Raw genomic sequence first — 12981 nt, 5'->3', positions numbered from 1 at the left:
CTAGACATAGATCTTTTGATAATTTCATAACAAATATGATCTCTGGGCTAATTGCATATTCTTTTTTACCTAAAAAACCTTCTATAAAAATCCCGAATATGTTACCTAATAATGCTATTGCTTAAGTCGAACTCACGTTAAAAGAGAAAAAACTTAAATTCAATATCAGCAAATCTATCAATAACTTTTCCTTAATTTTGCAGTCCAAAACAATTAAAAATGCCACGTAGAGAACGAAATAAGTTTGTAAAGAAGAATCAAGTTTTAGAATTAAAAATTGAAGATTATGCCTTTGGCGGAAAAGGAATTGCAAGAATACATTCTGAAGAAGGAAGTTTTGTCGTTTTTATTCCAAATACTTTACCTGGTCAATTGGTAAAAGCGCAAATTAGTAAGTCTAGTAAAAAGTACGCTGAAGCGAAGTTAATTGATGTTTTAGAACCATCAGAAGACGAAGTAGAAGTTCCTTTTCAAGATATTCCTGGAGCGCCTTACATTCAACTTCCAATAGATTTACAGCATAAATACAAAAAAGAAAGTACACTTTCTTTATTCAAAAGAATTGGTAAAGTAGAAAATATAGAAGATTTATTTGATGAGTTTATAGCATCTCCAAACGTGTTTCATTATAGAAACAAAATGGAATATGGTTTCTCTGCAATTGGTTATGATAGAGTACATAAAACTGATAAAGATGAGTTTACTTTAGGTTTTAAAAGACGTGGAGTTTGGTGGATGGGAGATAATTTAGAAAAAGACTCTGGTTTGTTTGATAAGCAAATGGAAGACAATCTAAAAAACATTCGTCAACACTGTATTGAAACGGGATTAGATCCCTGGCATGGGCCTAGAAAAGAAGGATTTTTTAGATACTTTATTGTTAGAAAATCATACAAAACAGATGAATTATTATTCAACTTAGTAACTACATCTCCAGATTTAGATAAATTCGATTTACAAAAATTTGCAGCTTTTCTAAAAGATATTTTTGGAGAACGTTTAGCAGGTTTATTGCATACCATTAACGATGAAACAGGAGATAGAACTATTGCAACTGCAGGAAGTTTAGATCTTGTTTATGGTAAAGATAAAATTGTAGAAGAATTATTAGGTTTAAATTTTGAAATCAGTATGAAAAGCTTTTTTCAAACCAACCCAAAATGTGCAGAAAAACTATATTCTAAAGTAGTAGAATATGTTTTAGAAGATAAAACAAAAGTAGACAACACTGTTGTTATGGATTTATTTTGTGGAACAGGAACTATTGGTCAAATTGTTGCTTCTAAAAGTGAAAATGCAAAAATTGTAGGTGTAGACATTGTAGCTTCTGCCATTGAAGATGCTGAAAAAAATGCCAAAAGAAATAATATTGAAGGCTTAAAATTTTATGCTGCTGATGTTGGAAAATTTTTAATTGCACACCCTGAATATAAAAACAAAATTAAGACTATTATTTTAGACCCTGCAAGAGCAGGAATTGCGCCAAAAACCTTGAAAAAAATCATTGATTTAAATGCATACAGAATGGTTTACGTCTCTTGTAATCCTGCAACTCAGGCAAGAGATACAGAATTGTTAAGTGAAGCTGGTTACTTTATTAAAAAAATTAGTTTGGTAGATCAATTTCCACATACAAGTCATATAGAAACTGTAGTTTTGTTTGAGAAATGTTAAATGAAGTCATAATTTTTAAATTATTGAACTTTATTTTTATGAATCATCATATATTAGTCCAAGAAAATAAATAACTTTTTAATATAAATGATAAAACTATCAGATTCAGCAATAGAAAGAAAATTAGAGTCTCTACATGATTGGGATTTTTATGACAATGCTTTACATACAGATTTTGAATTCGATAATTTTAAAGATTGTATGTCTGCAATGAACAGAATTGCGTTTGAATGTGAAGCTTTAAATCATCATCCAGAATGGACAAATGTATACAATATTTTAGAAATTAAATTGACTACTCATGATGCTGAGGGTGTTACAGAATTAGATTTTAAATTAGCAAAAGCTATTAATGTAATTGTAGAAGTTGAAGAAGAAGATTAATATGAAAAAAACATTCTTAATTATAGGAATTATTATACTCGCAATTACTTCTTGCGAAAAAGATGATTTTTGCTTACAAAACCCTGTTACACCTAATTTAGTTTTACGTTTTTATGATGACATAGATAAAACAACTACAAAAAGTGTAAATGAATTATATGTTTGGGCTGATGAAAAAGACACTATTTTTAATGGTGTAAGTACAGACTCTATTTATATTCCTTTAAATAGTTTAGCTACAGAAACTGTGTACAAAATTTCTAATGGTACAGATGTAGAAACTTTTACCATAAACTACACAACAGAAGAAGAATATGTATCACGTTCTTGTGGTTATAGAATTCTTTTTAACAATGTTACTTTTACCACAGACAACACGTGGTTTACAGAGTTTACACCTTCTACTTTAACAACAATAGACAATCAAGATGCAGCACATGTTAAAATATATTATTAGTATATGTTTATTTTTTGTTTTTGTTGATGGATTTTCTCAAGAACAAAAAAAAGACACACTTACAAACTCTAAAAAAGATAGTATTTTATACAAAACTAATTACGGCTTAAGGCTAGGTGTAGATATTAGCAAACCTATTTTAGCTCAGTTTAACAGCTCTTATAGTGGTTTTGAAATTGTAGGAGATTACAGAATAAAGAAAAACTTTTATTTAGCTGCAGAAATCGGTTATGAAGAAGAAACAACAGCAGAAGATTATTCTAATTCAACTGTAAAAGGAAATTATTTACGTTTAGGATTCAATTTTAATGCGTACCAGAATTGGTTAGACATGAATAACGAAGTTATTTTAGGATATCGTTATGGGTTTAGCCTTTTCGAACAAACCTTAAATAGTTATACACCAAATGTATCTAATGCAAATAACGTTACAAATATAACTAGTGGAAATTATTTTCCTACATACACAATAAACACGCCAATAACCGAAACAGGTTTAAACGCACATTGGTCTGAATTTGTAGTAGGTTTTAGAGCAGAAACTTTCAAAAATTTCTTTTTAACATTTACAGGTTCTTATAAAATTTTAATGAGTGTAAAAGATCAAAAAGACTTTAAAACCTTATATTCTCCAGGTTTTAATAGAATTTTTGATAGTAACACAGGTTTTGGATTTAACTATACAATTACTTACTTAATTCCTTTTAAAAAGAAATAATAATTTGGCTTTATCGAATTTTTAGTAACTTTATCAACCCTATTATTAAATTAAAACATCATGAATAAAATACCAAGTGTAAATTTAGCAGACTTTCTATCTTCTGATGACAGCAAAAAACAACAGTTTATTGATGAAATTGGTCATGCTTATGAAAACATTGGTTTTGTAGCTTTAAAAGGTCATTTTTTAGATGAACAATTGGTTAAAGATTTATATGCAGAAATAAAAAACTTTTTTGATTTACCTATTGATACAAAAGAGAAATATGAAATTCCAGGAATTGGAGGACAAAGAGGCTATGTATCTTTTGGTAAAGAATCTGCCAAAGGTAAAAAAGAAGGAGATTTAAAAGAATTTTGGCATTTTGGTCAGTATGTAGATAAAGATTCTAAATACGCAAACGAATATCCAGAAAATGTAACTGTTAATGAACTAGCTAAGTTTAATCAAGTTGGTAAAAAAACATACCAAATGCTAGAAAAAACAGCTAAATATGTGTTACGCTCTTTAGCATTACATTTAGGTTTAGAAGAAACTTATTTTGACAATTATATTAAAAACGGAAATAGTATTTTACGCCCAATTCATTATCCACCAATAGAAACAGAACCTAAAGGAGCAGAAAGAGCTGCAGCTCATGGAGACATTAATTTAATTACTTTATTAATGGGTGCGCAAGGCAAAGGCTTACAAGTTCAAAATCATAAAGGAGATTGGATTGACGCTATGGCAGAACCAGATGAACTAATGATAAATGTAGGAGATATGCTATCACGTCACAGTAATAACAAATTAAAATCTACGATTCATAGAGTTGTAAATCCACCAAAAGAAATGTGGGGAACTTCTCGTTATTCAATTCCATTTTTTATGCACCCAGTGTCAGATATGAAACTAGATGTTTTAGAAAATTGTATTGATGCTAAAAATCCAAAACAATTTGATGATATTACTGCTGGAGAATTTTTAGATGAAAGATTAAGAGAATTAGGTTTAAAAAAATAGCAGGCAGTTTTTCAATAGCGGTTTGTAGTTAGTTATAGACCGAAAACTGAAATTTAAAAAAATTATAAGAAGCTATTTCCTGCTTTTCACTATATCTTTTTTTAAGAAAAATAAAAAAAGGATGCCGTTTCAATCAGGGCTAGACTTAATTGCCAAAAAATAGAATAATAAATAATTAAAACTTATAGTTAGTTGCTCACTGAGAACTGAATACTGAAAACTGAAAACTGAACAGAATGGACTTAAAAGATCAACTAAAAAACCTTTTTCCAGAGCACGAAGAAACTGTTGAACCTGTTAAAGAAAAATCGAATATTTGGTTACAAGACGACCCAATTATTTGCAAATACGAAAAACGAAAAGGAAAACCAATTACTATTCTAGAAGGATATACAGGAGCAACATCCGATTTTAAAATTCTAGCCAAAGAAATTAAAACAAAACTTTCTGTTGGAGGAAGTTTTAAAGATGACAAGATAATTATTCAAGGAGATTATAGAGATCGAATAATGACCATGTTAAAAGAAAAAGGATTTAAAGTAAAACGTGTAGGTGGTTAGTATTTTTATGACCAAGTATTAATTTAAAAAAAACGTTAATTTTTTAATTATGAGTTCCCCAATATTACATATTACAAATGGAGATAGTACTACAAACTACCTTAAAAAACTACATTTTTCTGGAGATTTTATAACTTGGAGAGAAATGTTGTGCGAAGGCAAAACAACACCAGATGTTGGAAGCGAAACCTTTTGGAAAAATAGATTTGATTTTTTTAAATCTTCATACAAAGTGTCTAAACAAAATTTTATAGATTTTACACTTAAAGAATATAGAAATCTTTGCAATAAAAAAGAAAGTAAAGAAATTGTATTATGGTTTGAGTATGATTTATTTTGTCAAATTAACATGCTTGCTGTAATAAGTTGGTTAAAAACATATAGAAAAGGTTATCATATTTCACTAGTTTGTAGTGGAAAAATAAAAGGTTCTAAAAAACTAAAAGGTTTAGGAGAATTGACTGAAAATCAAATTCATCAACACTTTAAAAAAAGAATCGATTTAACACAAGATGATATTGAATATGCAGATTATATTTGGCAATTATATTGTTCTGATAGTCCCTTAAGATTAGAAACCGTCTATAAATTTAATCCAATGTCTCCTTTTCAATATTTAACATCTGCTTTAGAGGCTCATTTATTAAGATTTCCTTCTATAGATAATGGCTTAAATCAGGTTGAAAACACAATACTTAAAACTGCAAATTCAAATAGCTTCTCATCTAAAAATCAATTAATTGTAAAACTTCTTAAAAATCAAGAAAAATATGGTTTTGGAGACATACAATACCAACATTCTATAAACCAACTTCAAAAATTATTTACTTCTTTTAACCCTGTAAAGTTATCTAGAAAAGGAAAAAAAGTATTGGAAAACCAAATGAATTTTTATAGTGAAATTCGCACTGAAAATTCGTATCTTGGAGGAGCAAAAAAATATAGTTTTTTATTTAATAATCAAACAGAAAAACTATTACAAATTACATCATAAATGCCTATAAAACAATCTGAACTAATCTTAAATCCAGATGGTAGTGTTTATCATTTAAATTTAAGACCCGAAAATATTGCCAAAAATATAATCTTTGTTGGCGATCAAGATCGAGTTGATAAAATCTCTAAGCACTTTGATTCTATACAATTTACAACTCAAAAACGCGAATTTAAAACAACTACAGGTACATATAAAGGCAAACAGTTTTCTGTAATGTCTACTGGTATTGGTCCAGATAATATAGATATTGTTGTAAACGAATTAGATGCACTTGTAAACATAGATTTAGAAACTAGACAACCAAAAAAAGAATTAACCTCTTTAAACATTGTAAGAATTGGTACTTCTGGCTCATTACAAGCAGATATTCCTGTAGATTCTTTTGTTATAGGCTCTCATGGTTTAGATTTAAATGGAATGCTTCACTCCTATCAAATAAATACAATCTCAAACCCTAATATTGAAGAAGCCTTTGTTAAACATACAAATTGGAGCCCTAAAAAAGCATATCCAATTATTGTTAAAAATAGCCAAGAATTAGAAGATAAATTAAAATCAGAAAAAACTTTTCATGGCATTACAGCAACTGCTGGTGGTTTTTATGGACCTCAAGGTAGAATATTACGTTTAGCATTGCAAGACAATGATTTAAACCATAAAATAGACAGCTTTAATTTTAATAAAAATAGAATTACCAATCTAGAGATGGAAACTTCAGCTATTTATGGTTTATCAGCATTACTAGGTCATAATGCATGCTCTATAAATGCAATTATTGCCAACAGAGCCAATGGAACATTTAGTAATAACCCTGGTAAAGTAGTTGCAGAATTAATAGAATATACATTAGAAAAATTAATTCAGTAAATGGCAAATCTAAAAATTGGTGGAGTTCCAGAGCATTTTAATTATCCTTGGAAAATCACTTTAAAAAACAAAAAATATAGCAAACAAAACATCAAAGTAAGTTGGCAAGATTTTCCTGGTGGAACAGGACAAATGTGTAAAGCTCTACGTTCTGGAGAAGTGGATATAGCTATTGTTTTAACAGAAGGTATTATTAAAGATATTGCTGCTGGTAATCCATCTAAAATTGTACAAACATTTGTAAAAACTCCTTTAATTTGGGGAATTCATGTTGGCGCAAAATCTTCTTTTCAAAAAATTGAAGATTTAGAACATGCAACAATTGCAATTAGTAGGTTTGGTTCTGGCTCTCATTTAATGGCTATTGTAAACGCTTACAACCAAGGTTGGGATGTTTCTAAACTAAAGTTTAAAGTTATTGGTAATTTACAAGGAGGGATTGATGCACTTATAAATGGTGAAGCAGATTATTTTATGTGGGAACATTTTACCACAAAACCCTTAGTAGATAATGGCACTTTTAGAAGAATTGATGACTGCCCTACTCCATGGCCCTGTTTTGTTATTGCTGTAAGAAATGAAGTTTTAGAAAATAATTTTAATGAAGTTAAAAAGGTTTTAGATATTATTAATAATGAAACTTCAGAGTTCAAAAAAACACCTGATTTAGACAAAATTTTAGCAGATAATTATAACCAACAATTACAAGATATTCAGCAATGGTTAAAAATAACTGAATGGAATGATAGTAAACCCATCACTAAAAATTTAATTACACGCATTCAAAATAAAATGATACAATTTAACGTTATACAAGAGAAGAAAAATTCGGGTGAGTTCATAAAAAATATGTACATTTAGCCTATAAAACCCTTAACAATGAAAAAAGTAGTATTTATTGCAGTTTGTATTTTAGGAATCATTTGTTTTTCTTCTTGTAGAAGTACTTCTAAATCTTGTGGTTTAGCAGACAATACAACAACTATTCAAACAACATTAAATCAAGCAGATTTCTCTTAAAGTCTTCTTGATTCTTAATTTCAAATTCAATGAATCCGCTATTTAGCGGATTTTTTTATGTTAATTTACTATCAAATAAAACATTAACCTTACTATTTCTAAACTTTTTAATAAAGTTTTTCTTACCTTTTTTTTATTTTAAGTTTACCATAGCAAAACATTTACATTCTAATTTTGATAAAACTTTAGAAGATAAATTATTGTTTAGCAACAAAGTATCATTTATTATAACAAAACAAATTGCAAAGAATCTACATTTTTGCAAAGACCAATTCTTCTCCTTCAATTTAAAAAATGAAAAAACAAAAAAAACGCAAATTAGATTACGTTGTAATTTCTGACGTACATCTTGGCACATATGGTTGTAAAGCCAAAGAATTATTAAACTATTTAAAAACAATACAGCCAAGAGTATTGATATTAAATGGAGACATTATCGACATTTGGCAATTTAATAAACGTTATTTTCCAAAATCTCACATGAGTGTAATAAAACACATAACAAGTCTTTTAAGTAAAGGAACTGAGGTATATTATATAACTGGGAATCATGATGAAATGTTACGAAAATTTAAAGGCTTTCAATTAGGGAGTTTTAAAATAGTTAACAAATTAATTGTAAATCTTAATGGTAAAAAAGCTTGGTTTTTTCATGGTGATGTTTTTGATGTAACCATGCAACACTCTAAATGGTTGGCAAAATTAGGCGGTAAAGGTTACGACCTATTAATTTTAATCAATACACTTATAAATTGGTTTAGTAAATTGTTAGGTTATGGGCGATTATCTTTATCAAAAAAAATAAAAAACAGCGTTAAAGTTGCTGTAAAATTTATAAATAATTTTGAAAAAATAGCTTCGGATATTGCTATAGAAAATAAATACGATTATGTTATTTGTGGGCACATTCATCAACCCGAAATAAGAGAAATAGAAAACAATAAAGGAAAAACTATTTATTTAAATTCTGGAGATTGGATTGAAAATTTAACTGCCTTAGAATATAGTAACAAAAAATGGAGTTTATACGAATATTCAAAAGATAAGTTTATTGAAGAAAATGAAGAGAAACAAAAATCAAAAAAAATAAAAAAAGAAGATTCAAACAATTTTATTTTTAATGAATTACTAAAAGAATTCGACATTAATAAACCTTTAAAATAATTCCATATGAAAATATTATATGCTTTTCAAGGTACAGGAAATGGCCATTTAACTAGAGCAAAAGAAATTATTCCTGTATTGCAACAAAAAGGATCTTTAGATATTCTTGTTAGCGGTAAAGAAAATAATTTAGATTTAGGCTTTGAAATTAAATACAAACTTCATGGATTAAATTTTACTTTTGGTAAAAAAGGTGGTATCGATTTTTTTCAAAGTTTTAAAAAAATGAAACTTTCTAATTTTTATAATGAAATAAAAAATATTCCTATTAAAAATTACGACTTAATAATTAATGATTTCGAACCAGTTTCTGCTTGGGCTGCCAAATTAAACAACATTAACATTCTTTCTTTAAGCCATCAAAATGCAGTATTAGATGCAGCTTCACCAAAATTTGGTAAATATAAATTTGAAAAACTAATTTTAAAATATTATGCTCCTTCTAACAATCGCTTTGGCTTTCATTTTAAAAACTATAGTTCAAACACTTTTTCTCCTATAATTAGAAAAAAAATAAGAACAACAAAGATTAGTAATAAAGGTCATATAACAGTTTATTTACCTTCATATTCTGTAGATAAAACTGTAAAAGTATTATCTCAAATACCAATAGTAAAATGGCATATTTTTTCGAAAGAAGTAGAAAAATTAATTTTTAAAAAAAATATTACAATTTACCCTATAAATGAATTTGACTTTATAAAAAGTATGTCCACTTCAAACGGAGTTCTTTGTGGTGCAGGGTTTGAGACACCTTCTGAAGCACTTTATTTAAAGAAAAAACTAATGGTAATTCCTATGAAAAATCAATATGAACAAAAATGTAACGCTTTAGCTTTAAAAGAAATGGGCGTTTCAGTAATAAAAAAACTTGGTAAAAAAAGAATTCAAAATATTTCTAAATGGATTTTATCCGATAATACAATAGATATTGATTACCCAGATGTTACTGAAGAAATTATTGAAGCACTTTTATTACCTTACTATAATCATTCTACATTACCACCTACCATTTTATCGTAGTTTTATGCAATTCATCTAAAATTAAATTTGTTTTAGAAAAATGTTTATTTCCAAACCAGTAACCTCTATTAGCACTTAATGGAGAAGGATGACCAGATTCTAAAATAGTATGTTTTTTCTTATCAATTAATTTCGATTTTTTCTTTGCAAAACCACCCCAAAGTAAAAACACTACATCCTTTTTTTCTTCAGAAATAAGTTTTATAACCTGATCTGTAAACATTTCCCATCCTTTTTTTTGATGACTTCCAGCTTCATGAGCTCTAACAGTTAAAGTAGCATTTAATAACAAAACACCTTGTTTTGCCCATTTTTCAAGATTTCCACTTTCTGGTATTTCTTTACCCAAATCTGTAGAAATTTCTTTAAATATATTAATTAAAGAAGGTGGATGTTTAATTCCGTCTTTTACAGAAAAACACAAACCATTTGCTTGCTCTTCTCCATGATAAGGATCTTGACCAATAATTACAACTTTAAGATCTTGTAAATCACAATAATTAAAAGCTGCAAAAATATCTTCTTCTTTTGGGAAACAAGTATTATTTGCATATTCATCATCAACAAATTTTAATAATTCTTTAAAATAAGGTTTATCTAATTCACTCTGTAAAATATTTTTCCAACTAGAATTAATTTTTACTTGCATACTTTAGTATTTTTGCTAAAAATCAAAGATACTATTTTGAACAAAAGGATATCAAATAAAACATTACAAGATTTAGAATTTACAACCGTTTTACAACATGTTGCAGAATTTTGTATTTCTGGTTTAGGAAAAGAAAAATCATTAGAAATCGAACCTATTCATAATAAAAAAACACTTTTTAAAGAGTTGAATTTGGTAAACGAATATGTTTCTTCTTTTGAGAGTGAAAATAGAATTCCAAATCATGGGTTTGATAATATAACAGAAAGTGTAAAAAGGTTAGCTATTGAAAATAGTTTTATAGAAACAGATGCTTTTTTAAAAATTGCTACAACTTCACTTACTGTAAATGAATTAATTAAATTTTTTAAAAAATTTAAAGTTCAGTTTCCTACTTTTTTTGAACTTTCTCAAGAAATAGAATTTAGCACCTTAATAGATGATGAAATAAAGAAGATTATTGATATTTCTGGAGAAGTAAAAAACAATGCATCACCAGTTTTAAAACAAATTAGAAAAGATATTAATAATGTAAGAGGAAAAATTGGAGCAAGTTTTTCTAGTGCTTTATCAAGAGCAATATCTTCTGGTTATTTAGACGACATAAAAGAAACTATTGTAGACAATCAACGTGTTTTAGCTGTTTCTGCAATGCACAGAAAAAAAGTTGCTGGTAGCTTATTAGGTGCTTCTAAATCTGGTAACATCGTTTATATTGCACCTCAAGCAACATTATCTTATTCTAGAGAGTTTCAAAATTTATTATATGATGAAAAACAAGAAATAGTAAAAATTCTACGTAATTTATCTGAAACCATAAGACCTTATGTTTACCTTTTAGAAGAATATATTTTATTCTTAATCCATACAGATGTTATTGGAGCAAAAGCTAAATATGCAAATGAAATAAATGCTATTTTACCTAAAATATCAAGAGAGAAAAAAATATATTTTAAAAACGCTTTTCATCCTATTTTATGGAAAAAAAATAAGGAACAAAATTTAAAAACTATAGCTCAAACTATTGAGTTAAATGAACAACAACAAATCATCGTAATATCGGGGCCAAATGCGGGTGGAAAAAGTATTACTTTAAAAACCATTGGTTTATTGCAATTAATGTTGCAAAGTGGAATTTTAATTCCTGTAGATGAACGCAGTCAAACATATATTTTCGATACAATACTTACTGATATTGGAGATAATCAATCTATTGAAAACCAACTAAGTACTTACAGTTATCGTTTAAAAAATATGCGTTACTTTTTAAGAAAATGTAATGAAAAAACATTGTTTTTAATTGATGAATTTGGTACAGGTTCTGACCCAGAATTAGGGGGTGCTTTGGCAGAAATTTTCTTAGAAGAATTTTATTATAAAAAAGCTTTCGGAATTATTACCACCCACTACTCTAACTTAAAAGTTTTAGCAAACGAATTAGAGCATGTTACCAATGCAAACATGCAGTTTGATGAACGTACTTTAGAACCATTATATCGATTATTTATTGGGCAAGCAGGTAGCTCTTTTACTTTTGAAGTTGCACAGAAAAACGGAATTCCTTTTAGCTTAATCAACAAAGCAAAAAAAAGAGTAGAAACCGAAAAAGTACGTCTAGACAAAACAATTTCTAAACTCCAAAAAGAAAGAAATAGATTACAAAAAAATTCAGACAATTTAGAAAAACAAAAGCACAAAGGACAAGAGCATTTAGATAACCTTCAAGAAAAAGAGCAAAAAATTCAAGATAAACTCTCTGGTTTTCAAGAGTTGTATGATCAAAATCAAAAAATGCTTTCTTTAGGTAGAAAAACAAATGAGCTACTTAATAAATACTTTCAAACTAATAATAAAAAAGAACTAAATGCTAACTTTAACAAGTGGGTTGCAGATGAAAAGGTAAGACATATTAAGAAGAACCCTGTTAAACCAAAAACTAAATCTCAAAAACAAAAAGCTAAAGTTCAAGAAAAAAAAGTACAAGAAATTATTAAGAAAGTAGAAAAAGAAGTTTTAGAAAAAGTTGTTGAAGTTAGAAAAGAAAAGAAAATTGAAGCAGCTAAAATTGCTAAAGAAAAAGCACTCTATATTTTTAAGTTAAATGATAAAGTTAGAATTTTAGACTCAAATTCTGTAGGAACTATAGACAAAATAGATAAAAAATCTGTGACTATTAATTATGGAATCTTTACTACAAAAACTACAACAGATAAATTAGAATTGGTTGAAAAATCAAAAAAATAGAACCTACTAATACAAGTCAATAATTTAAAGTTTCTACTTTCTTAAAACACTAAAAATAAAAAAGATACATACAAATTGTGACATTGCAAAAAAAACGTGTCTTACTATATAGATGTTAAACAATATACTATTGTACAAATCAATAACTTAAACTATATTTGTAAAATATTATTTTAATATATTTAATTTGGGGGAAGTTAATATATATTACAAATT

Annotated in this window: 14 protein-coding genes; 13 read left to right on the top strand and 1 reads right to left on the bottom strand. The window is 27.6% G+C overall.

The annotated features are described in order from the left end of the window. Window positions 1–219: 219 nt before the first annotated feature. The 12 genes from rlmD to ABJG40_RS08410 all read left to right on the top strand — a co-directional run bounded on the left by rlmD (window position 220) and on the right by ABJG40_RS08410 (window position 9872). Window positions 220–1674, top strand: coding sequence for a 23S rRNA (uracil(1939)-C(5))-methyltransferase RlmD (rlmD, locus tag ABJG40_RS08465; RefSeq protein ID WP_348024154.1), 1455 nt, complete (start codon window positions 220–222; stop codon window positions 1672–1674). An 87-nt stretch (window positions 1675–1761) separates the two neighbouring features. Beyond that, on the top strand, window positions 1762–2058 hold the full coding sequence (locus ABJG40_RS08460; protein WP_348024153.1) for a 4a-hydroxytetrahydrobiopterin dehydratase: 297 nt from the start codon (window positions 1762–1764) through the stop codon (window positions 2056–2058). Window position 2059: 1 nt separating this feature from the next. Then, entirely contained in the window at window positions 2060–2515 is a 456-nt protein-coding gene (locus tag ABJG40_RS08455; RefSeq protein WP_348024152.1) for a DUF6452 family protein, read from the top strand. Continuing rightward, a complete protein-coding gene (locus tag ABJG40_RS08450; RefSeq protein ID WP_348024151.1) occupies window positions 2496–3233 on the top strand; it encodes a DUF6048 family protein in 738 nt (245 codons plus the stop codon). Before ABJG40_RS08455 ends, ABJG40_RS08450 begins: the two co-directional genes overlap by 20 nt. A gap of 60 nt (window positions 3234–3293) precedes the next feature. Beyond that, on the top strand, window positions 3294–4241 hold the full coding sequence (locus ABJG40_RS08445; protein ID WP_348024150.1) for a 2-oxoglutarate and iron-dependent oxygenase domain-containing protein: 948 nt from the start codon (window positions 3294–3296) through the stop codon (window positions 4239–4241). 236 nt (window positions 4242–4477) lie between these two features. Next, window positions 4478–4801 carry a translation initiation factor gene (locus ABJG40_RS08440; RefSeq protein ID WP_348024149.1) on the top strand — a complete coding sequence of 108 codons (324 nt, stop codon included), beginning with the start codon at window positions 4478–4480 and terminating at the stop codon, window positions 4799–4801. A 49-nt stretch (window positions 4802–4850) separates the two neighbouring features. Then, window positions 4851–5795: a DUF1835 domain-containing protein gene (locus ABJG40_RS08435; protein ID WP_348024148.1), complete on the top strand. Its 945-nt coding sequence runs from the start codon at window positions 4851–4853 to the stop codon at window positions 5793–5795. Next, window positions 5796–6665 (top strand): nucleoside phosphorylase, encoded by an 870-nt coding sequence (locus ABJG40_RS08430; RefSeq protein ID WP_348024147.1) that lies wholly within the window; start codon window positions 5796–5798, stop codon window positions 6663–6665. Beyond that, complete coding sequence (locus tag ABJG40_RS08425; RefSeq protein WP_348024146.1) at window positions 6666–7526, top strand: substrate-binding domain-containing protein; 861 nt, start codon at window positions 6666–6668, stop codon at window positions 7524–7526. Window positions 7527–7544: 18 nt separating this feature from the next. Next, a complete protein-coding gene (locus tag ABJG40_RS08420; protein WP_348024145.1) occupies window positions 7545–7685 on the top strand; it encodes a hypothetical protein in 141 nt (46 codons plus the stop codon). A gap of 294 nt (window positions 7686–7979) precedes the next feature. Beyond that, on the top strand, window positions 7980–8849 hold the full coding sequence (locus ABJG40_RS08415; RefSeq protein ID WP_348024144.1) for a UDP-2,3-diacylglucosamine diphosphatase: 870 nt from the start codon (window positions 7980–7982) through the stop codon (window positions 8847–8849). 6 nt (window positions 8850–8855) lie between these two features. Beyond that, entirely contained in the window at window positions 8856–9872 is a 1017-nt protein-coding gene (locus ABJG40_RS08410) for a glycosyltransferase family protein (protein ID WP_348024143.1), read from the top strand. Here ABJG40_RS08410 and ABJG40_RS08405 read toward each other — a convergent pair. Beyond that, complete coding sequence (locus tag ABJG40_RS08405) at window positions 9856–10521, bottom strand: uracil-DNA glycosylase (protein WP_348024142.1); 666 nt, start codon at window positions 10519–10521, stop codon at window positions 9856–9858. The genes ABJG40_RS08410 and ABJG40_RS08405 overlap by 17 nt on opposite strands. Window positions 10522–10557: 36 nt before the next feature. On the opposite strand from ABJG40_RS08405, the gene ABJG40_RS08400 reads away from it, so the two are divergent. Further along, window positions 10558–12765 (top strand): DNA mismatch repair protein MutS, encoded by a 2208-nt coding sequence (locus ABJG40_RS08400; RefSeq protein ID WP_348024141.1) that lies wholly within the window; start codon window positions 10558–10560, stop codon window positions 12763–12765. Window positions 12766–12981 lie beyond the last annotated feature (216 nt).

Origin of the sequence: Polaribacter sp. (assembly GCF_039939415.1) — a bacterium.
Classification (GTDB): domain Bacteria; phylum Bacteroidota; class Bacteroidia; order Flavobacteriales; family Flavobacteriaceae; genus Polaribacter.
Note: the sequence above shows the minus strand (reverse complement) of the source record. Positions and strands in the feature narration are given on the sequence as shown.